The sequence below is a fragment of the Protofrankia sp. Cr2 genome (assembly GCF_963555885.1).
GTDB lineage: Bacteria > Actinomycetota > Actinomycetes > Frankiales > Frankiaceae > Protofrankia.
Genome location: NZ_CAUVXG010000031.1, coordinates 39,843 through 61,017, shown reverse-complemented (window position 1 = coordinate 61,017; position 21,175 = coordinate 39,843). Strand labels below are relative to the sequence as shown.

Sequence of the window (21,175 nt, the reverse complement as noted above, 5' to 3'; positions counted from 1 at the left end):
GGCCACGAAAAGCAGAGCGGCCACAGCAACCGGGACGACCCACGGGACGGCACCGGCACACGGGACGGCCCCGGCGAGAATCTCTTCGGAGGCGTTCCGTGATGTCGGTCGACCAACACGCCGCCCGCTATCGCAGCTTCCTCGTCGCGGCGATCACGCTCGGGCTGATCACCTGGCGGGTGGCTTTCAACCTCGGCGCGTACAACACGGTGTTCTACGAGGACGTCTACGCTGTCGTAGTCGCCAGCACCATCGCGTTCGGCGCCAGTTTCCTTGCGCCCCATGAAGCCCCCCGTGGAGTCAGGATCCCGGCCGTGTCGGGACGGATTCTGCTCGCCGCACCTGCTATCTGGACGGTCCTCGCCCTGAGCGTGACCGGTTCGCTCACCGCGGCGGAGTCATCACCGATCCTTATGGCGCTGGGCGTCATCATCGGTGCGACATCCGTCCCGTACGTCCTACTGCTGCTCGCACGCGTTGTCGTACCTTCGTTGGAAACACTCCGGGGCCGGCCGCTGGCCGTCCTGATAGTGATGACAGCCCTCGTCGCTGCGGCCGGATGGCTGACGGGTCGCCACAACGATCGGTTCATGACCTGCAACGACTTCAAGGTCGCCGGCCAGGACCAGCCCAGGAACTGCACACCCTGAACGAGGACGCGCTGGGCGCCGGGGGTCAAGCGTTCGAGGCCGAACAAGCTAGGTAGACTCTAGGCTGTCTAGACAGACCATTTGACGGTTGATGTTGGAGACTATGATGAGTTGGCAGGTTCAGGAAGCAAAACAACGCTTCAGCGAGGTACTTCGCGCCATGAAGAGCGATGGTCCACAGACCATCACCCGGCATGGCGAGGAGATCGCCGTCATCATCGACATCAATGAATATCGAAGGCTGACTGCGCCGAACACGAACCTCACCGAGCTCCTTCTCGGTCCGCCGTACTTTGATGACGATGTCGTCTCCGTTATGGACGAGATCGAGGTCGCGCGCAAAAAGGACTTTCCCAGGGAGATCGACCTGGGGATCGGCGGATGAGATATCTACTGGACACCAATATTCTCTCCGAGACCAGAAAGCGCAGGTCAGACCCTGGCGTGACGGAATGGATCTCTGCCACGCCACCGGACCGGCTACATCTGTCCGTCCTGACCATCGGCGAGATCGAGCAAGGCATCACGGGCCTGTTCCAACGAGGCGACCATCGGCAGGCAGCAGCCTTCGAGAACTGGCTGGACGACATCGTCGCGGAGTTCAACGAACGTATCGTTGCCGTCACTGTCCAGATCGCCCGGGAGTGGGGCGGGCAGAGCAAATCCCAACCCATTCCCACGGTCGACGCGCTCATTGCGGCCACCGCCACGGTGCACGGCTGGACACTGGTCACCCGTAACACCAAGGACCTCCAGAATACCGGTGCGCGGGTGTTGAACCCGTTCACCGGCTGACCCCGGCTCGTCGGGCAGCGGATGATCAGGAAACGGATGAGTGGTTCGGCCGTGGCAGGTTGGTGCACTTGACCGGGAGCCGGGGGATCTGTTCTGCTCATCAGGCCCAGCCGATGCACCAGACCCCAGCTGATGGACACGCGAGGGACACGGAGGAAACCGGTTGGAGTGCCTCCTGACGCTGAGTGCCCGGCCACACCGCCAGGCCGCCGGCGATGAAAAGTCGATCTCCAGCCACACGTCGCGGGGGATGCACATGCCCGGATGGGTCCGCGCCGCCGGCTTGCTGGCCGGCGCCGCACTCGATGTCGTTCTCGCCGACCCGGTGCGGATGCACCCGGTGGCCGCCTTCGGCACCGTTGCCGACCATGCCGAACGGTTGCTGTACCACGACAGCCGGGCCGCTGGTCTGGCCTACACCTCCGTCCTCGCCGGTGGCACGGTCATGCTCGGCGCTCTGGCGCGCACCGGCGTGGCCAGTGCCGGACGTCGGTTCGGCTGTCAGCGCGCGACATCGGCGGCATTGACCGCGGCGGCCACGTGGACGGTCCTCGGCGGGACGTCCCTGCGCCGCCACGGCCGCCGACTCGGCAGTGACCTCGCCCGCGGCGATGTGGCCGCGGCCCGAAGCCGCCTACCAGCGCTGTGCGGTCGGGATCCGGCCGTCCTGGACACAGCCGGCCTCTCCCGCGCCGGGGTCGAGTCCCTTGCCGAGAACACCTCGGACGCGGTCGTCGGGCCGCTGGTCTGGGGAGCCGTCGGTGGCGTTCCGGGCCTGCTCGGCTATCGGGCGATCAACACTCTGGACGCCATGGTCGGCTACCGCAGCAGCCGTCACGCCCGCTTCGGTTGGGCCTCAGCCCGCCTGGACGATTTCGCGAACCTCCTGCCCTCCCGGGTCACGGGGCTCCTGGCATGTGCGTGTGCCCCGGTCGTCGGCGGCTCACCCGTTGACGCCTACTGGGTGATGCGCCGCGACGGCGCGAGCCATCCGAGTCCGAACGCCGGCCAGGTGGAGGCGGCCTTCGCCGGCGCGCTCGGGCTGCGTCTCGGCGGGACGTTGCGCTACCACCACGGGGTCGAACACCGGCCGGTGATGGGATACGGCCGCACCGCCCAGCCCGCCGACCTGGAGCGAGCCGCGGTCCTGTCCGCCGCGGTCAGCGCCAGCGCGCTCATCCTGTCAGCGGGTGTCGCCGCAGCCGCATCGGCGGCCCGGTCGACTGCCCGGTCAGCCGTCCGGTCAGCATGGACGTCAGGCCGGGCGCGTCGACGGAACAGGCGGTGAGCGGCGGCGCACTGTTGGTCGCCGGGACGACATCGGACGCGGGCAAGAGCATCGTCACCGCCGGTCTGTGCCGATGGCTGGCCAGGGAAGGCCTGCGGGTTGCGCCGTTCAAGGCCCAGAACATGGCGCTGAACTCCGTCGTGACCGCAGACGGCGCCGAGATCGGCCGCGCTCAGGCGATGCAGGCCGCCGCCGCCGGGGTCGAGCCGGAAGCAGCGATGAACCCGGTCCTGCTCAAACCCGGCGACGACCGGCACAGCCAGCTCATCGTTCTCGGCCGTCCGGTCGCCGAGGTGGACGCGTTGAGTTACCGTCCGCACAAGGCGCAGCTGGCCGCGGTCGTCGCGGACTGCCTGGCTGATCTACGTGCCCGTTTCGACGCGGTGATCTGCGAGGGGGCCGGCTCACCCGCGGAGATCAACCTGCGGGACACCGACATCGCGAACATGGGGCTGGCGCGGGCCGCGAACCTGCCGGTGCTGGTCGTCGGCGACATCGATCGGGGCGGGGTGTTCGCCGCGCTGTTTGGCACCCTGGCCCTGCTCGACGCGGCCGACCAGGCACTGATCGCGGGATGGATCATCAACAAGTTCCGCGGCGACCCACGGCTGCTCGAACCCGGCCTGCGTCAGCTTGAGCGGCTCACCGGGCGTCCCGTGCACGGGGTGCTGCCGTGGCGGTCCGGGCTGTGGCTGGATGTCGAGGATTCCCTCGATCTCGCCTCGTACCCCGGCGAACTTCCGCCGACCGCGGGAGAGCTCCTGCGGGTGGCGGTGATCCGGTTGCCGCGGCTGTCCAACGTCACCGACATCGACCCGCTGCGGGCCGAACCCGGGGTGGTCGTGGCGTTCGCGACCCGACCGGCCGACCTGGTCGACGCCGACCTGGTCGTCATACCCGGGACGCGCGCGACCGTGGCGGACCTGGCCTGGCTGCGCGGATGCGGCCTGGACGCGACACTGCGGGCACGCGCGGCCGATGGCCGGCCGATCCTCGGGATCTGCGGCGGATACCAGATGCTCGGCCGGCACATCCACGATCCGGTCGAGTCCGGAATCGGGGAGGTGGACGGTCTCGGCCTGCTACCGGTGACCACCCGGTTCGCCCGGGACAAGCTGCTCGGCCGGCGCGCCGGCATGAGCGCCGAGGGACTCGCGGTCACCGGCTACGAGATCCGGCACGGCCGGCTGACCGTGGACGGCGACGGCGGTGAGCCGTTCGCCGCGGACGGCATCCGCGTCGGTGCGGTGGCCGGCACCAGCTGGCATGGACTGTTGGAGAACGACGAGTTCCGCCGGACGTTGCTCATCGACGTGGCGACCCGGGCCGGACGCTCGTTCACCCCGGCCGCCACCTGCTTCGCCGATGTCCGCCAGCGCCGGCTCGACGCGCTCGGCGATCTGATCGCCGACCACCTCGACACCGCCGCCGTCCGCACACTCCTGGACAGCGGCCCACCGTCCACCCTTCCCTTCGTACCACCGGGAGCACCCTGAAGATGTCCGCCGGCGACGAACCCACGATCGTCCTGCTGTCCACGGCGGACACCGAGCTGCTGGCCGCTCGTGCCAGCGGGATGCCGTGGCGGGTGGCCAACCCGGCCCGGCTCGCCACCGCGGACATCGCCACGCTGCTCGACGGCGCGGCCGTGGTGGTCGTCCGGCTGCTCGGGGGGGTGCGGGCCTGGCCGGACGGGCTGGCCGCGACGCTCGCCGCGGGCCACCCGACGGTGGTGCTCGGCGGGGAAGCGGTGCCCGACGCCGAACTCATGGGACGTTCCACCGTACCGGCCGGTGTTGCCACGGCGACGCTGGGATACCTGGCCGAGGGCGGCACCGCGAACCTCGCCGAGCTGTACCGCTTCCTTGCCGACACCCTGCTGCTCACCGGGTTCGGTTTCGCACCGCCCGCGGCGATGCCCACCGCCGGGGTGCACGGCACGCGGGTGCGCACGCCCGACCGTCCAACGGTCGGGGTCGTGTTCTACCGGGCGCACGCGACGTCGGGCAACACCGCGTTCGTGGACACGCTGTGCGACGCGTTGGAGGCTCGCGGGGCCAATGCCCACCCGGTGTTCGCCCCGTCCCTGCGCGGCCTGGACGCAACCAACCTGGACCCGACCAACCTGGATGCAGCCGGCCGGGCTGATGGCGTCCTGGGTCTGCTCGCCGGGGTCGACGCGCTGGTGGTGACCGTGCTCGCCGCCGGTGGCACCCGTCCGTCGGATGCGTCCGCGGGCGGGGATGACCAGGCGTGGGACGTCGGTGCACTCGCCACCCTGGATGTGCCCGTGGTGCAGGGGCTGTGCCTGACCTCGTCGCGTGCGCAATGGGCGGCGGGCGACGCGGGCGTGACACCGATGGACGCGGCCATGCAGGTCGCGATCCCCGAGTTCGACGGCCGGATCATCGCCGTGCCGTTCTCGTTCAAGGAATCCGGTGCGGACGGAGTGCCGGTGTACGCGGCCGACCCCGAACGCGCGGCCCGGCTCGCCGGGATCGCGGCGCGCCTGGCCCGGCTGCGACACGTCCCCAACAGCGAGAAGAAGATCGCGTTGGTGCTGTCGTCGTACCCGACGAAGCACGCTCGGGTCGGCAATGCCGTCGGTCTGGACACCCCGGCGTCCGCGATCCGGTTGCTGGACGCGCTGCGCGCGGCCGGTTACGACCTGGGAGACCCCGAACCTGTGGCGGCGGAGGGTCAGAACGGACCCGCAGCGCTCTCCGACGGGGACACCCTCATCCACACGTTGATCGCAGCCGGCGGGCACGACGTGGAGTGGCTCAGCGAGGAGCAACTCGCGGCCGCGCCGGCCCGGGTACCCGCATCGGTCTACCGACGTTGGTTCAACGCCCTGCCTGCGAGCCTGCGGGAGGCGATGGTCCGGCACTGGGGTGATCCGCCCGGCACCCTGTATGTCGACGAATCCCCTGGTGAACCGGCGATCGTCCTCGCAGCGCTGCGATTCGGCAACATCCTGCTCATGATCCAGCCACCGCGGGGCTTCGGGGAGAACCCGGTGGCGATCTATCACGACCCGGACCTGCCGCCGTCCCACCATTACCTGGCCGCCTACCGCTGGCTGGATTCCGAGTTCGGCGCGGACGCGGTCGTGCACCTGGGTAAACACGGGACGTTGGAGTGGCTGCCGGGCAAGGGGCTCGGCCTGTCCGCCGGCTGCGCCCCGGACGCCGTCCTCGGTGACCTGCCACTGGTCTACCCGTTCCTGGTCAACGACCCGGGCGAGGGCACCCAGGCGAAACGCCGCGCACACGCGGTAATCGTCGATCATCTGGTGCCGCCGATGGCACGCGCCGACACCTACGGCGACATGGCCAAGCTGGAGCAGCTCCTCGACGAGCACGCGACACTCGCCGCGCTCGACCCGGCCAAGCTGCCGGCTGTGCGGGCGCAGATCTGGACGTTGATCCAGGCCGCGCAGCTCCATCACGACCTGGGCTTGGACGAACGCCCCGGCGACGACGCCTTCGACGACTTCCTGCTGCACGTCGACGGCTACCTGTGCGAGGTCAAGGACACCCAGATCCGCGACGGCCTGCACATTCTCGGCCAGGCCCCGGCGGGTGCGGCGCGGGTGAACCTGGTGCTCGCGATTCTGCGGGCATCGCAGGTGTGGAGTGGTACGGCCCGAGCGCTGCCGGGGCTGCGGGCCGCGCTCGGCCATGTCGAGGGCGGCGGGGCCGGGCGGGTCGAGGTGGACGAATTCGAGACGACAGCCCGCGCACTCGTCACCGGGATGGACGCCGCCGGCTGGGATCCGGCCGCCGCGGCCGGGGTGTGCGCGGACGTCCTCGGGTCACCGAACATCGCCGGGTCACCGAACATCGCCGGGGGGGCGAACGTCACCGAGGTCGAGAAGGTGCTGGTGTTCGCCGCGTCCGAGGTGGTGCCGCGTCTGGACCGCACCCCGGACGAGATCACTGCCGTACTCCGGGCGCTCGGTGGCGGGTTCGTGCCGCCGGGGCCGTCGGGGTCACCCACCCGCGGGCTGGTCAACGTGCTGCCGACCGGGCGGAACTTCTACTCGGTCGATCCGAAGGCGATCCCGTCCAGGCTGGCCTGGGAGACCGGCCGCGCACTCGCCGACTCGCTCCTGGCCCGCCACCTCGCCGACACCGGAAGCTATCCGTCCTCGGTGGGACTGACCGTCTGGGGCACATCCGCGATGCGTACGCAGGGTGACGACATTGCGGAAGTACTGGCGCTGCTCGGCTGCCGGCCGACCTGGGACGACGCGTCCCGGCGGGTCACCGGCTTCGAGGTGGTACCGCTTGCCGAGCTCGGCCGGCCGCGGGTGGACGTGGTCGTGCGGATCTCCGGCTTCTTCCGGGACGCCTTTCCCCATGTTGTCGCGTTGCTCGACGACGCGGTGATCGCAGTCGCGGCTCTCGACGACGAGGCGGATGCCGACAACGCACTCGCCGCCCACGTCCGTGCGGACCTGCGTGCCCTGGCCCCCAGCGGCATGGTCGACGGTGGTGCTGCTCCCGGCGCGCGGCGGCGGGCGACCACGCGGATCTTCGGGTCGAAGCCGGGGGCCTACGGTGCCGGCCTGCTGCCGTTGATCGACTCGCGCGAGTGGCGATCGGACGCCGACCTTGCCGAGGTGTACGCGGTGTGGGGCGGCTACGCCTACGGCCGCGATCTCGACGGGCGGGAGGCCCGAGCCGACATGGAGCAGGTGTTCCGCCGCATCCAGGTGGCCGTGAAGAATCAGGACACCCGCGAGCACGACCTGGTCGACTCCGACGACTACTTTCAGTACCACGGTGGGATGGTCGCGGCGGTCCGAGCGCTCACGGGCGCGTCACCGGCGGCCTACGTGGGGGACAGCGCCATGCCGGACGCGGTGAAGACCCGCACGTTGCAGGAGGAGACCCACCGGGTGTTCCGGGCCCGGGTGGTGAATCCGCGCTGGATCGCGGCGATGCGCCGCCACGGTTATAAGGGCGCGTTCGAACTGGCGGCGACCGTCGACTACCTGTTCGGCTATGACGCGACCGCGGGTGTCGTGCAGGACTGGATGTACGAGTCGCTGGCCGCGTCCTACGTCTTCGACCCGGAAACCCGCGACTTCATGCGAACGTCCAACCCGTGGGCGCTGCGCGGTATCGCTGAACGTCTGCTGGAAGCCGCCGACCGCGGCCTGTGGGAAAAGCCCGACGCCGCCACCATCGAGGGACTCCGCCAGACCTACCTGGAACTCGAAGGTGACCTTGAAGCAGGTGTTGAAGGCGGCCTTGAAGGCCGCGAAGGATGACCCGTCAGACGGCCGCTGGCAGTTCTTCGACTCCCCTCATGTGAGATGTGAGACCTAAGGTGAGACGTGAGAATTGAGACGTGCGAGCGGTCGGGCGTCGGGTGCTTCGTCGCAACCGATCCCGGCTCGCGCGGCGAGGGCCACCGCCTCCTGCGCAGAATGGACGTCGAGCTTTCCGAGCAGGTTCTGAATATGGGTACGCACCGTGTTGGACGAGAGGAAGAAATGCCTCGCCATCGCGGTGCGGTCGAATCCGTTCACCATGCACTGGAGGATCTCACGCTCACGACACGTGAGACCTGAGATCTTCTTCTCCGCCGGGGATGGCTGTGGGTGGGCCAGATCGGCGAGAACGGCCCCCAACAACGGTGGTGGAAACCAGCTCTCGCCGTTCCGGGCGCCCCGTAGTACCGACATCAGGTGTTGCAGACCAAGTCTTTTGGGTACCCATGAGGACACTCCAGCCCGTACCGCGGCCGTGGCCAGACGAGGATCGTCGATATCGGTCATGACGACGATCGGCAGTCGGTCGGATCGCCGCAGCAGCAGCTGTCTGATGAGGTCGACGCCATCGCCGCGGAGCAGCTCCGCATCGAGTAGCAGGATGTCCACGTCGCGTATCCCCAACACCGCTGTCGCCGCATCAGCTGTGTGAACCGCGTCCACCACCTCGAAATCATGTTCAGCACGCAGAGCAACGGCGAGCGCACCACTGACCGCCCGCTGGGAATCAAGGATCAGTACCCTGCTCGGTCTCATGCATGATAGATACCGGTTGAGTCTCTTCAGTTCATCCCCCAATCATCGGATGGCCACTACGGTTCGGACGTAGCCATGCGGTAGCGTAGCCATCCGGTAACGCAGCCGATCGGAAACGCAGCTGGCCGGAAATCTGGTCAGTCGACGCGGTCCACGAGCCGTACCCGAACCGCCAGCGCAGCGGCCTCCATCCGGCTGTGTACGCCGAGTTTATTCAACACGTTCTGAATGTGCGAGCGCGCGGTATTGGCCGTGATACCGAGGTCCTTCGCCAGTACCGCGGTGCTCTGCCCACGCCCGAGCCGGGCGAGCACCTCACGCTCCCGACTGGTCAGCAGCTCGTCGACGGCCGCCAACTCACCGGAGCTGCGTGGCGCCCGCACCGCTCGCTCGACGACATCCGGGTCGATCATCACCCTTCCCTTTCCGACCCGATCCGCGATCGTGATAATCCGTTCGATGTCCTGTGTCTTGGACGCAAAACCGCTCACACCGGCGTGGATGGCTGCCCTGATCGCAGCGGCGTCGGTGGAGCCGGTGACCAGCACCAGCCTGGTCGCCGGCGCCAGGTCCGCAAGAGATCGGATCACCTCCAGACCGTCGGCATCCAGGAAGCGCAGGTCCATCAGCCCGACATCGGGCCGATGGAATCGGATCGCAGCCTCCGCATCGGCCGCGGTGAAGGCGAGGTCGCAGACCGTCCACCCTCTCGCGGTCAACACCGCGGCCATTGCCTCGATAAACATCTGGTGGTCGTCACAGAGCACCACTCTCACGACACAGCCTTGCGGGTGTCCCCTGCGGGAAGCAGGAGTCGCAGGCGGGCACCGCCCAGTGGGCTCGAGTCGATTTCCACCCGTCCGTCGTATCTTTCGATGGTCTGCTCGACGAGCCTGAGGCCCAAACCTGCGAAACCGGCTGGTTTACGGTCGAATCCAGGTCCGTCATCGTCAACCTCGACGGAGACCCATGTGCCATCCGCCATCGATGTGGCCGTCATCTCGACTCGACCCGAAGATCCGGCGGCGCGAGCTGCGTTGCCGACAAGATTGTCGACCGCCCGCCGCAGCATGACCGGATCGGCCACGACAGGGGCGACATGAGTGGCGGCGCTGGCCCGGTGCCGAACCTGCGTCGGGACCGCCCGGTCCCAGTAGGCCGCAGCCTCCACCAGCAGCTCGGGTAGGTCAACCAGCCGGGCGCAGGCTCCGGATGCGGCGCTGTCCACCAAGCCCGCGAGTCGGTCGGCCTCCAGCAGTACCCGATCCAGCCAGTTGCGGACTTCGGAACTGGCGTCCGGGTCGGTGAGCGCCGCCCATACCGCCGCCTCGATCGCGGCGATCGGTTGCCGAAGATCATGACACAGGTCGCCGAGCTCCTCGATCGACGCCTGCCCCTGGTACCGGTACTCCGGCGTTCTCGTGGCGCTCGATGAATCACGCCCAGCCGGTGCCGTTGCCTGCGCCATGGTCCCCCCAAGGCATGCGTTCAACTACCAAGTGCTTTCCCTACCCCTGGTACCCCGGCGGTATACCGCGTACAGCACACGTGGGCCACAGCCGACAACCACAAGCGCCGACGGCCATGACAGTCACGGAAAGTAACCAGGCTTCGATCGGACCACGACAGAGGGCAATCATTGTGTTACCGGAGGGATAAAACTGCCATTCCAGCCGATGATCGGCAGATTTTGTTCTTCAGGTGTGATTACGGTGGTTAATTGTTGATTTTTGCGCTGGCCGGTAGCTGCCGGCTACTGCTAGCCTCTCGCCCGGAGGGGGCGGTTGGGGGTAGTTGAACAAAAAGAGGCACAAAATCCGTCTTCCGAAAAATTCACTGTGCGTGGCAATGATGCGTCCGCTCTCGCCATCCCGACGCCCTGGCATGGCCGCGGCGACCATGCTGGTGAGCGCCATCCTCGCGGCCTGCCAGATCCCGGCCTCCGGGGACCCTGCGACGACGCCGACATCCCCACCTCCCGCAGCCACGTCATCGGCTACGCCGGCCACCGCGAGTACGACCGCCGATGTGCCCGTCAACCGAGCGGCTATGCTCCAGACATCGCCGCTTCCGAGCAGGTCATCAGGCGTAAACGCCATACCTGTGACACCGTTTGGACCTATGTCGCCAACCGAGTCCGGGTCCCCTTCCAGCACCCCTGCTCCCACCGCGTCCGGTGCAGCAATGCCGCGAGGAGATCTTCCAGGCTGGAAACAGACCTTTGTCGACGATTTTGCTAGTGATGTGCCGGTCGGCTCTTTTCCGGAGGCTAGCGCATATCAAGGCAGGTGGAATGTCTATCCGGATGGCACACCGGATACCGCCGGAAAAAACGGTGCAAAATCACGCTACTATCCCAGCAAGGTGGTGAGTGTACAAGACGGTATGCTGAGGTGTAATCTGCATACAGCGGATGGAACTCCTATGGCGGCAGCGCTGCTTCCGGTCCTACCCGGTCATTCCGATGCATACCAGGGCCAGTTGTACGGTAAGTACACCATCCGCTTCCGAGCGGATCCGGTTGTCGGCTTCAAGACCGCATGGCTCCTGTGGCCCGACACCGGGGCATGGCCACGCGACGGGGAGATTGATTTCCCCGAGGGCGACCTGTCCGGAACCATCGGGGCATTCATGCATCGACAGGACGGTACGTCCGGCGGCGACCAGGACGCGTTCGGCACCACAGCCACCTACGCGGCATGGCACACCGCCAGTATCGAATGGACCCCGGACAAAGTGGATTTCATCCTCGACGGCCACTCGATCGGCAGCTCGACCGGCCGGATTCCCAACACGCCAATGCACTGGGTCATCCAGACCGAATCATCCCTCGATCATGTTCCCGCACCCGCCGCAAGTGGGGATCTACAGATCGACTGGGTGGCGATGTACTCGTACCTGCAACCATGACAATCGGACGGGCCGTAGCCGAAATATCTCCGGCTACGGCGCCGCGCCACCCCACGCCACCCGAGGTGTAGAAGTCGCGCGTCGGTGGAACGCTAGACGGATGCAGGCAGGCTTTCACACCATAAACGAGGAAGCATCCACCGACCACTTCAACACCGAAACCCCGGCTGTCGTCCTCAAAATCCTTCCGGACCCATTTTATCACGGTGGGCTCGGTGTGAGCAGAAGTCTCGGCCGCCTCGGAATACCGGTCTACAGCGTGCACGAGGAGCGGTTGGCGCCCGCCGCCAGCTCACGATATCTGCATGGCCGCATGTTCTGGACCCCGGACCCTGACGACCCTGACCAGCTCAGGCAGGGTCTACTGCGGTTGGCGGCCCACATCGGCCGCCCGGCCGTCCTCATTCCGGTCGATGACGCAAGTGCGGTTTTCGTCGCGGAACACGGCGAAGATCTGCGACCGTGGTTCATTTTTCCGTCCCCCCCGCGCGATCTTCCACGCCGGCTGGCGGACAAGTATCTGATGTACCAGATGTGCCGGGAACTCGGTGTCCCGTGCGCGGCGGCGACAGTGCCCACCTCGCTCGCCGAAGCCCAGGATTTCGCGGCCCGAATCGGCCTGCCACTCGTCGCCAAACTCACCTGTCAATGGCGACGCGGCCGCGCCGGGGCGCTGCGAAGCACGTCCATGATGCATACCCACGACGACCTCGTCGAATACTACCGTCGGTGCGAGCAGACGGAAGGAACGACGCTACTGCTTCAGGAGTACATACCCGCCGGACCGGGCGACGACTGGTTCTTTCATGGCTACTGTGATTTTCGTTCAACATGCCGGCCGGCCTTTACCGGGATTAAAGAACGCTCATATCCACCGCATTTCGGAGTGACGTGTCTGGGCCGGTCGGTGGCGAACGAAAGGCTGAGCCGGCAGATCGAGGAGCTGCTGACACGCCTGTCGTTCCACGGAATCCTTGATATTGATCTCCGTTGGGACGCCCGCGACAGCCAGTACAAACTGCTCGACTTCAATCCGCGGCTCGGCGCCCAGTTCCGATTGTTCCAGAACACGGCCGGCATCGATCTGGCGCGCGCCGCGTACCTCGATCTCACCGGCCAGGCGATACCGACCGGCGTACCAGTTGTCGGGCGCGGCTTCGTGGTCGAGATCCTCGACCCGATCGCGGCGCTCGGATACCGCCGGCGTGGTGAGTTGAATGTCCGGTCATGGGTGCGATCACTGCACGGCGTCACGGAGAAGGCGTGGTTCGCTGCGGACGACCTGGCGCCCTTCGGGCTTGTCTGCCTGCGGATGGGCTGGCATGGGGTACATCGCCGGATCAGTCGAGATGCCGTCCGACCGCGCTCTTCGGAGCCTCGCTATCGACCGGGGCGCGCACGACGAAGGGCTCAGCCGGAACAAGCCGGAAGGTCCTGATCGAAGTGGCGGGCCGGTGTTCGCCGGTACCGAACTGCCCCCCGGGTTCGGTCAGCAGCACCCCGGTGGCGACGATCGTCTGCACGGCCAGCCACGCGACGCCGACACCGACCACTCCGTACACGTGTCCGAGCAGTATCGCGCCGGCCGGCACCAGGACGGCGATGCTCATGTGCACTCCCATGATTCGGCGCATACGGCGCTGCGCACGCGCTGTGCTCACGCCCAATATCACGATTGTCGCGGGTAGCGGGCTGAGCAGGAGTAGACGGAACACGGTCGTAGCGTCCTGGTAGCCGGTGCCAAAAATACGCAACAGCAAGGGCGCTCCGATCTCAGCGACCAGAACGATCGCGGCGACACCGAGCAGCGCACGCCGACGCAGTTCGCGGTGCATGGTAACGACGTCCGCCTCAGCTTGGGCGCCCTCCACGATCAGCGACAAACCAAACCCAAAGATCAGCGCTTCGAGCGCTTGCATGATCATCCAAGAGAGTGCAAAGGGCGCACCCGCTGCCGGGCCGACCATTACCACGACGAGAAGAGGAACGAGTGTCACACCGACCCGCTCGAAGATCATGGTGATGCCTTCGCCTGCGAGGTATCGCCTGAAGTTGCGTGGGCTGGTGTCGGGAGCCGGTGTGGCGCCCGTCGGGAGAAGATGGTGGAACAGCAGCCAGGAAACCGCGGCGACCGCGATTCCGGCCGGTATGACCCATGACCCGCAGAGCGCCGCCACCGACCCGCTCCCGAAAGCCAGGAGCAACAGGAACTTGATGACGTTGAAGACGACGTTCTCCACCGGTACCCATGACGCCCGCCGAAGCGCGGCCAGGACGGCATCCTGCATGATGAACAGTGTCCAGACGCCGACCGACAGGGCAAAACCCACCGCCACGCCGATATGGGCGAGGATCTCGAAGGCGGGGCTTATGCGGGGCGCCACCAGGGCGAAACCCGCGCCCAGCAGAATACTCAGACAGACCGATCCAACGTAACTGCTCAGTACAATCTTGAATCGATGGTGGCCGGCTCGGGGGAGGAATGCGGTCAGTGCATTCCCGAGATTGAGCTGGCCGATCAGGGAAAGTGCCATCATCGCCGAGACCAAGGCTGTCGCCTCCCCCACGGAGGACTGCCTTGCGGTACGTGCCGCCAATGCCCAGTAGCCGGCACCGAGCAATGCCGACAGTCCGGCGCTGCATGCGAGCGCCAGCCCATTGCGGTACAACAGGCTGTGTGCTCTGCCCCTCACGAAGACCGTCCCGTGGTGCCGCCTGCTGGTTTCGCAGCCGGCGGTGATGGGGGCGTCTGCCGCAACGCGTAGATGCGAGTGTCTGGTCCGACATAGAAGGGCGTGAAGGAGCCAGACTCCGCTATCGCGTGTTCCAACGATGTGATGGCACCGGGTGGAGTGAGCTCAAATACCCGGGCGAACTCCTCCGTGCTGGGAGCGAAAACCAGATAACCGGACGGCGCGTACCCGCGCATCTCCGCGGCGACAGCTCCGACATCAGCGGTCCCGAGCGGACGGTGCCGGAACTTATCGTCTCGGAGAAGGGACTCATCGAAGAATCTATTGTAATTGCTGCTGGACCGGACCGGCGCATTGGATGTGATATTCATGATTACAGAATCTGGTTGACCATGCTCATACAGATAACGATTAGCCTCGACCTGATCATGCGTCATGAGATCGATCTCGTCCTGACCGAAGTAGGCAGGAACGAACAGTGCGGCACAGGTCAGCAGGGTGGCGACCATCAGTGAATATCTGCCGGCAACACGAAGGTACCGCCGGGATCCGCGCATAGCCGGCAGACCCCCGGGCGAGTCGGGTACATGGACACCACCAGTGGCGGCTGCGCCGCCGGTGACGGCAACGGCGGCGAGTATCGCGCACCACGGCAGCGCAAACAGGACCACCCGCAGAATTGCCTCACCACCGTAGTTCTGGCCGAAGACCAGGAGAACCGGCGTGGCGGCCAACAGAAGCAGTGCGACCGCCCTGCCGTCGCTCCGGCGGAGCAGGCGGATGGCACCGGCCACCGTCATGACCGCGAGCACGAGCACGAGCAGCCTGCCACAGGTGACGTTGAATGTCTTACCCGGCAGCGTAGCCGCGCTCGATGCGACGGTCTCGGTGTTGGCAAGCGGGTTGAGGTCGGTGAACAGGCCATAGCGCTTGTTGACATAGCTGAGATGCGGCAGTAGGAAAGCAACCGCGAGTAACGCAAAGGCGCCCGCAAGCCATCGGGGTCGAACCATCCCGAGTAGCACCAGAGTGCCCGCCTGGACCGCAAGAATATATGGCGTGAGCTGATGAGACGCGACAATGGCGAAATCCAGGAGCAACAATATGGCGATCACCGTCGATTGCGGCCAGACTCTCGGGGTCGGTGTGAGCCGCATCGTCACCGGCCGACCGGTGAGCCGGTGTATGCATCTGGCCACCCAGCGGCCCACCACACTGCGGTGGGTGCCGCAGTGAGTACCGCCGAACTGCCAGACGAGAACCAACATGAGCCCGAGCGCGAGCGTGTAGCCGAACGCCTGGGGAGCGAAGTAGCTCTGCCCCACCCAGTTCGTCACGATAAAAATCGTCGCTGCCGTCCAGGCGACCCGGTTGTCGTGCAGCAGTACCCGGGCTATGGCGACGATGAGAACTGCGTTGACAAGAGTGAAGAACAGTTCTGCCCAGGTCGCGTAGGAGGTCGGATCCGCCCTGCCGCCGAGCACGGAAAAAAATCCTGCGGTTGCAAAGAAGCCAGGCCAACGATGGTAAATATCGATGTTCCAGTCAACCGAACCGTGCAACTCTATGTAGCGGATAACCCCGATGTGCTTATAGGTCCATGCGTACCGGGGCTCGTCGACGATGAGTGGAATCGTGCCGTACAGCACGGCGGCCACCGCAACCACGTACCCGCCGGCCACAGCCCCGGACATCCGCCGCCGGCACAGGTTCACGGCCGCACCGACAAGTAGCACCGCCAACCCTGCGTACCACAGTGGTCCCAGGCGCGGTGAAAGTCCGTAATCATCAAGGTGGTCGGTGGAGATCGAAGGAAGCGATACGGCCCACAGACCGGTACCCACCAGGAGCGGACCAATGGCGGCGGTACGGCGCGCGATCTGGCGTACCGACGATTCACCGGGACCCCGGTCACCCTGAGCTCCGGTGGGTCGAAGCGGTGGCGCAGCCCCGTCGACCGTCGGTATGGTCCGCTCCTCTGAGGATGGCCCGCCAACCCTGGGTGCCGTCGTCATCAGTTCTCCGTCGTTCGTAATCTCTGACCTCAGGGCCGCGCCTGCTTCGGTTGCAGACGGAGATCAACGATGAGTGCCGCCATGGACGCCGCACCGAGAACGGATCCCAGCACCATCGGATGCCACAGTCCTGCCCACAGCATCACCAGACTTGTCCCGGCGTCCACCGCCATGCTGAGCACGATTGCGAGCCCCAGCCAGGTGAGCGGATCAGGTGTGTCAAGCCGGGTGAGCACGGCGGCGCCGGGCAGGAGGAGCAACGCCAGCAGTACCAGGACAGGCTGAGCCGGACCGCTCGGCGCGACCACCGCGATCCCGGCCATCACGGCGAGTGCAAGCAGCGCCAGGTCCCTTACAGCCGCCGACTCCAGTACACGACGTTGAAATACATTAATCAAAATTCCGACTCCCGAAAATAGGAACCCTGTCATCCCGTCTTGGCCAGACATGTCCGTGAGTTCAACCGGCGTAGGTGCGCGACGCCCGCCGGGACTCGCAGAATCAGTCGCCCACCGGTACGGGGATTCAGCAGATATTTCGTCAGATAGGCGGAGAGACCGCATCCGTAGCCGAACATCTGCCGCCGGAGGGTCGGGAAGTCGCCGCGGTGATGATGCCAGGACACGGCAGCCGGTTCATAGGCGATGACATGACCCGCAAGCAGAATTCGGACGAGCAGATCGAGATCTTCGCCGCCGCGGCTGGGAGTACCAACACCGAGCGCATTGTCAAATCCCCCCAGCGCTTGTAGCACCGATGTGCGTACGGCTACCAGCGCGCCGAACGACCCGGCCGCAAACGGGTACAGGGGTCCCGGCCGATCGACCGGATCCCCGTCGAAAATCCTTGGCTCGCATCGTGTCGACCATGCCACTCGAGCGTCGAAGTACTGTTCGGTCGGGCCATCGAGGTTGGCTGCGGCCACCAGACCCGTCACGCAGGCTATCGTGTCCCGTCGGGAGAAACCGTGAAGAATCCCACCGATCCAGTCAGAATCAACCACGACGTCGTCATCGGTGAAGGCCGTCACCAGGCCGGTGGCAATCTCCAGCCCGGCATTACGGGCACACGACAACCCCGGCCTGTCCTCCCGGACATAACGAAATCGATGATCCTTTCCAACCGTGGTTTGAAACATGCGACGGGCGCCGTCATCGCTGGGTGAGTTGTCGACGACGATGATTTCAAGGTTTGGATACCGGAGGGCCTCCAGAGAATGCAGGCAGTTGCCGAGCGCCTCCGGCCGATCGCGGGTACATACGATAATGCTCACCCGGGTATCGGAGTTCACCCCGACATCGGTCACCCCGACATCCTTGTCGGCGCGTGCGCCGCATAGAGTGGCGGGAAACCCACCGGAGGTCGGCTGTTTCACGTGCCCAACGGCGACAAGCCCGGCCGCGTCGAGGCCGCGGCCCAGATCGCGCTCGTCGAGCAGTCCGTCGGCAGCGAGATGACCCCGCACACGGGCGACCACGTCCGCGTTGGCCGCGGCGAGCACCCGAGCGCGATCCAGCCCGGCCGGACCGAGGCCGACAGAAACGTATCCGACCGCCTCGCCGTGCAGGCGCAGCAGAACTCGTGCCTGCGCGTAAGGGTCACCATCCCCGCGACGGGGATGGCTCGGCAACGTATCTGGTGCCGACAGTTCAAGTTGTCCGCACCAGATACCGGCCGCCTTTCGTGCATGGGCCTCTTCTGGGCCGGGGCCATCAGAAGTCAGACCGGAGACGATCGGTTCGTCCTGTTGCTGGGACCGGCCGCCGCCGGACCGCGGTGCCGATCGACGGGCATGACTCATCCGCCACCGGCCCAACAGGTACGAGCCCGGACCCGCCGCGTAACCCGCGGCCTCCGCCAACAGCAGGCGACGGCGCATGGCGACTGGCAGCGCCGGAGGGACACCGAGGGTCTGATCGGGCCCGCTCACCGATGCACCCCGGTCATCAGTCCGGCCCGGCTGCGGCGCGCTACCCGAAATGCCCTGGTACGCAGGAGATCATGTCTGGGGGCAGTCCTGCCACGGCCTTGAAGCCATTCCTGGAAATGCTCCTTCGAGACGCTCCGCTGAACTGTCATTCGCGAGATTCCATAGCGATCGTCAGCAGGACCGGACATTGCGTTCTTCACTGCACACGCCGATTCGTAACCAGCATTGATCACGGCGTTGCGGACGGCCGCGCTAAAGTTCCCGTGCGGGTATGCAAAGGACCGGCAGGGGATTCCCGTAAGGGCGGACAGACTCGCTGCGGAACCAGCTATCTCATCCTCGAGATGCATCGTGGAAAGCTCGTCGAGGCGTCGGTGGGTGTGGCTGTGTGCGCCGATTTCGGCACCCAGATTTATGATCTTGTGTAGGTCCCGGACGGTCAGCATTCCTTCATGCCCGATCCACGAGGTGGTCACGAAGACCGTTGGCGTAAAGCCCCCGTCCACCAGCTGGTGGACGGCTTCGACGTTGTCCGCGAACCCGTCATCGAGGGTCACGACGAGCGCCTGCTCGGACAGTTTCCCGGCAGCCAGCTTCAGCGCGAACTCCGAGACGGTCAGGGCGGTCCGGCCGGATTCGGCCATCATCGCGACATCCTGCGCGAAACGCTGTGGTGACACAGTCCAGCGGGCCATTCCCGGCGGTGGCTCGGCCGCTACCGAATGGTAAAGCAGGATCGGAATCATCACATCTCCCATACAACTGAGATTATGGAAGCAACTGAGATGACAGAACCATCGCGGCTCCATGGGATACAGCAGGAACGTCATCAGGCTGTTATGTCCAAGATCGAGAAAATACTTCGCCGGCGTACGTAGCCGGCGGCCGTGACGACAAGACCGAACATCAGTGCTCCGGCACGCGGCCACTGACCGGGTTTGCGCAGGTTACCGGCGACCGCACGGGGCAGCGTACGTCGCACGTACCGACGTTCGGTCGAGAGAGCTTCCCGACTGCCGACCATGCGGGCGACGAGTGCCGTGGACGACCCCTCCGCATAGCACCGGCGACGGAAATACGCGAACGACGTCCGTTCCGGGGTGACACGATGATCGACGATCGCCCTCGGCTCATACACGACGGAAGCGTCCGGCAGTTTTCGGCGGAGGCGGATGAAAAACTCGGTCTCGTCACAGCCCGATGTGTTGTCGCCGACCCGCCCGACACCGTCGGTGAAGCCACCGGCCTGCGCGAACGCCGACCTTCGGACCGACATGGCCGCGCCGATCGGATTACGGATCGGATGGCGGCTGGTGGGCAGACCCACATAACTACAGCCGACCACCCAGTCGAACTCGGGCGGGAACCACCCGGGACGGTCGGTCGGCCAGTCTGCGACCACCAGGCCACCGACGCCCTGTACCGCTGGGTCCGCGTAGGGGATCAGCAGGCGTTCCAGCCATTGCGGATGCGCCCGGGCATCATCATCGAGAAAGACCACAACATCGCCGGAGGCGACGTGAACGCCCGTGTTTCGTGCGCCGCTGAGCCCGCGTGCGCCGCGGTTCGCCAGCACCGTCACATTCGTGAAAAAATCCCGGCTGCGCTGGAGCAGTGCGTCGTTGTGGTCCACCACAACGATGATCTCTTCCGGCCGACGGTGTTGACTCCGGACGCTGGTAAGCGCGGCAAGAATATCGTTCCAACGCCGCTCGGTAAATACGCAGATGACAACCGATGCAGTCGGCGGAAGCCGCCGTTGTGGCGTGACGCGGGCGGGGGCGGGGAATTCCAACCGGAGGTTGGTCACGGATTTCTCTCCTTCACAGGTTCGAGGCCACACGCCCGGGAAAGCGAATTGATTCCGACGCACGCCGTTCACGGCCACTGTTCATCGCGGACTTTGTCCGATGGCAACACAGTTTCTCACCGGATGGGCCGGCCGTTCAGCGCCGCCACAGCTCCGGTGGCCTCGCGGGACGCCGCGTCGAGCGGCCGGCGAGCCTCTTCGGTCCGTGGATCGAGACCGTGTCCGTCGGCCCCGGCGACGTGTCTGAAACCGACCGACGGTGCTGACACGGACAGCATTCTGGACCGCGACCGTCGCCTGCCGGACCACCCGCATTCTTTTATGATCACGAACAATACACGAAGGCCGTCGGACACCGGGTGGAGTTTGCTTGAACCGTGCAGACGCCGGTGCTCGAAGCTGGGCACCTCGACGACGCGGAAACCGGCTTGGACGGTCCGAATGCTGATCAGTGTCTCCACCTCGAAACCGTCCCCCCAGGAGAGCTTCTGGTCGCGCTCACCGGGATCAAGCCCGAACGCCGGTATACATTGTCGCCAGAACGCATTGTAGCCATAGCAGAGATCGGTGAAACGGGCGTGGACCGCGATGTTGGCCAGAGCGTTGAGCCACCGGTTTCCGGCCCGGCGCAGTGGTGTGATGTCGCTGCTCCCGGCGCGGGGGAGAAAACGCGATCCCCTGGCGAAGTCGGCGCCCGCGGTGAGCGCCCGGACAAACTGGGGGATCTCGGCCGGGTCCGCTGACCCATCCGCGTCGAGCATCACAACGACGTCACCGGTCGCCGCTGCACAGCCACACGCCACCGCATTTCCCTTGCCACGCCGGGTCTGGTTCACGATGACGGCGTCGGGCCGTAGCGAGCGGGCGACGTCAACAGTGCCGTCACTGGAACGACCGTCGACGACAATGATCTCGGCGTCGTCGGGCAGGCGCGGGAAGACGTGCGGCAGGTTTTGCGCCTCGTTGAGGGTAGGAATTACCACGCTGACGCTGGGTGAGCCATCCAACCTGGCGGATTCTGACATTTCAGGTGATTCTCCGTAC

At 65.9% G+C, this 21,175-nt stretch carries 18 protein-coding genes; 8 read left to right on the top strand and 10 right to left on the bottom strand.

Annotated elements, in window-relative coordinates:
- Nucleotides 1-101 precede the first annotated feature (101 nt).
- The 6 genes from U9978_RS15140 (at nt 102) to cobN (ending at nt 8,014) form a co-directional block, all read left to right on the top strand.
- The gene (locus U9978_RS15140; protein WP_322761769.1) at nt 102-650 is read left to right on the top strand and encodes a hypothetical protein; all 549 of its coding nucleotides are present in this window, start codon (nt 102-104) and stop codon (nt 648-650) included.
- 106 nt (nt 651-756) lie between these two features.
- The gene (locus tag U9978_RS15135; protein WP_322761768.1) at nt 757-1,035 is read left to right on the top strand and encodes a type II toxin-antitoxin system Phd/YefM family antitoxin; all 279 of its coding nucleotides are present in this window, start codon (nt 757-759) and stop codon (nt 1,033-1,035) included.
- Nucleotides 1,032-1,445: a type II toxin-antitoxin system VapC family toxin gene (locus U9978_RS15130; RefSeq protein ID WP_322761767.1), complete on the top strand. Its 414-nt coding sequence runs from the start codon at nt 1,032-1,034 to the stop codon at nt 1,443-1,445. The genes U9978_RS15135 and U9978_RS15130 overlap by 4 nt, the downstream gene beginning before the upstream one ends.
- A 256-nt stretch (nt 1,446-1,701) precedes the next feature.
- Nucleotides 1,702-2,733, top strand: a complete 1,032-nt coding sequence (locus tag U9978_RS15125) for a cobalamin biosynthesis protein (protein ID WP_322761773.1) — start codon at nt 1,702-1,704, stop codon at nt 2,731-2,733.
- Nucleotides 2,694-4,229, top strand: coding sequence for a cobyric acid synthase (locus tag U9978_RS15120; RefSeq protein ID WP_416210979.1), 1,536 nt, complete (start codon nt 2,694-2,696; stop codon nt 4,227-4,229). The genes U9978_RS15125 and U9978_RS15120 overlap by 40 nt, the downstream gene beginning before the upstream one ends.
- A 2-nt stretch (nt 4,230-4,231) precedes the next feature.
- Complete coding sequence (cobN, locus tag U9978_RS15115; RefSeq protein WP_322761765.1) at nt 4,232-8,014, top strand: cobaltochelatase subunit CobN; 3,783 nt, start codon at nt 4,232-4,234, stop codon at nt 8,012-8,014.
- A gap of 54 nt (nt 8,015-8,068) precedes the next feature.
- Here the strand turns inward: cobN and U9978_RS15110 are convergent, their stop codons facing one another.
- From U9978_RS15110 to U9978_RS15100, 3 genes are all read right to left on the bottom strand, one after another.
- Entirely contained in the window at nt 8,069-8,773 is a 705-nt protein-coding gene (locus U9978_RS15110) for a response regulator transcription factor (RefSeq protein WP_322761764.1), read from the bottom strand.
- Between the two features lie 137 nt (nt 8,774-8,910).
- Complete coding sequence (locus U9978_RS15105; protein ID WP_322761772.1) at nt 8,911-9,540, bottom strand: response regulator transcription factor; 630 nt, start codon at nt 9,538-9,540, stop codon at nt 8,911-8,913.
- 5 nt (nt 9,541-9,545) lie between these two features.
- Entirely contained in the window at nt 9,546-10,241 is a 696-nt protein-coding gene (locus tag U9978_RS15100) for a HAMP domain-containing sensor histidine kinase (protein ID WP_322761763.1), read from the bottom strand.
- Between the two features lie 716 nt (nt 10,242-10,957).
- Between U9978_RS15100 and U9978_RS15095 the strand changes: the two genes are divergently transcribed.
- Nucleotides 10,958-11,683 (top strand): glycoside hydrolase family 16 protein, encoded by a 726-nt coding sequence (locus tag U9978_RS15095; RefSeq protein ID WP_322761762.1) that lies wholly within the window; start codon nt 10,958-10,960, stop codon nt 11,681-11,683.
- A gap of 100 nt (nt 11,684-11,783) precedes the next feature.
- Entirely contained in the window at nt 11,784-13,121 is a 1,338-nt protein-coding gene (locus U9978_RS15090; RefSeq protein WP_322761761.1) for a hypothetical protein, read from the top strand.
- Here the strand turns inward: U9978_RS15090 and U9978_RS15085 are convergent.
- From U9978_RS15085 to U9978_RS15055, 7 genes are all read right to left on the bottom strand, one after another.
- Complete coding sequence (locus tag U9978_RS15085) at nt 13,024-14,376, bottom strand: hypothetical protein (RefSeq protein WP_322761760.1); 1,353 nt, start codon at nt 14,374-14,376, stop codon at nt 13,024-13,026. The two genes, U9978_RS15090 and U9978_RS15085, sit on opposite strands and share 98 nt — an antisense overlap.
- Entirely contained in the window at nt 14,373-16,391 is a 2,019-nt protein-coding gene (locus U9978_RS15080) for a hypothetical protein (RefSeq protein ID WP_322761759.1), read from the bottom strand. The genes U9978_RS15085 and U9978_RS15080 overlap by 4 nt, the downstream gene beginning before the upstream one ends.
- A 29-nt stretch (nt 16,392-16,420) precedes the next feature.
- Nucleotides 16,421-16,789, bottom strand: coding sequence for a hypothetical protein (locus U9978_RS15075; protein ID WP_322761758.1), 369 nt, complete (start codon nt 16,787-16,789; stop codon nt 16,421-16,423).
- Between the two features lie 29 nt (nt 16,790-16,818).
- Nucleotides 16,819-18,321, bottom strand: coding sequence for a glycosyltransferase family 2 protein (locus U9978_RS15070; RefSeq protein ID WP_322761757.1), 1,503 nt, complete (start codon nt 18,319-18,321; stop codon nt 16,819-16,821).
- On the bottom strand, nt 18,318-19,067 hold the full coding sequence (locus U9978_RS15065; RefSeq protein WP_322761756.1) for a polysaccharide deacetylase family protein: 750 nt from the start codon (nt 19,065-19,067) through the stop codon (nt 18,318-18,320). Before U9978_RS15065 ends, U9978_RS15070 begins: the two co-directional genes overlap by 4 nt.
- Nucleotides 19,068-19,150: 83 nt before the next feature.
- The gene (locus tag U9978_RS15060) at nt 19,151-20,131 is read right to left on the bottom strand and encodes a glycosyltransferase family 2 protein (protein ID WP_322761755.1); all 981 of its coding nucleotides are present in this window, start codon (nt 20,129-20,131) and stop codon (nt 19,151-19,153) included.
- Nucleotides 20,132-20,247: 116 nt separating this feature from the next.
- Nucleotides 20,248-21,156 (bottom strand): glycosyltransferase family 2 protein, encoded by a 909-nt coding sequence (locus U9978_RS15055; protein WP_322761754.1) that lies wholly within the window; start codon nt 21,154-21,156, stop codon nt 20,248-20,250.
- Between the last annotated feature and the right edge of the window lie 19 nt (nt 21,157-21,175).

Coding starts and splice junctions, on each gene's coding strand:
- U9978_RS15110 (WP_322761764.1), bottom strand. CDS start 8,773: ATGAGACCGAGCAGGGTACTGATCCTTGATTCCCAGCGGGCGGTCAGT.
- U9978_RS15125 (WP_322761773.1), top strand. CDS start 1,702: ATGCCCGGATGGGTCCGCGCCGCCGGCTTGCTGGCCGGCGCCGCACTC.
- U9978_RS15090 (WP_322761761.1), top strand. CDS start 11,784: ATGCAGGCAGGCTTTCACACCATAAACGAGGAAGCATCCACCGACCAC.
- U9978_RS15065 (WP_322761756.1), bottom strand. CDS start 19,067: ATGATTCCGATCCTGCTTTACCATTCGGTAGCGGCCGAGCCACCGCCG.
- U9978_RS15055 (WP_322761754.1), bottom strand. CDS start 21,156: ATGTCAGAATCCGCCAGGTTGGATGGCTCACCCAGCGTCAGCGTGGTA.
- cobN (WP_322761765.1), top strand. CDS start 4,232: ATGTCCGCCGGCGACGAACCCACGATCGTCCTGCTGTCCACGGCGGAC.
- U9978_RS15120 (WP_416210979.1), top strand. CDS start 2,694: ATGGACGTCAGGCCGGGCGCGTCGACGGAACAGGCGGTGAGCGGCGGC.
- U9978_RS15130 (WP_322761767.1), top strand. CDS start 1,032: ATGAGATATCTACTGGACACCAATATTCTCTCCGAGACCAGAAAGCGC.
- U9978_RS15135 (WP_322761768.1), top strand. CDS start 757: ATGAGTTGGCAGGTTCAGGAAGCAAAACAACGCTTCAGCGAGGTACTT.
- U9978_RS15100 (WP_322761763.1), bottom strand. CDS start 10,241: ATGGCGCAGGCAACGGCACCGGCTGGGCGTGATTCATCGAGCGCCACG.
- U9978_RS15140 (WP_322761769.1), top strand. CDS start 102: ATGTCGGTCGACCAACACGCCGCCCGCTATCGCAGCTTCCTCGTCGCG.
- U9978_RS15080 (WP_322761759.1), bottom strand. CDS start 16,391: ATGACGACGGCACCCAGGGTTGGCGGGCCATCCTCAGAGGAGCGGACC.
- U9978_RS15095 (WP_322761762.1), top strand. CDS start 10,958: ATGCCGCGAGGAGATCTTCCAGGCTGGAAACAGACCTTTGTCGACGAT.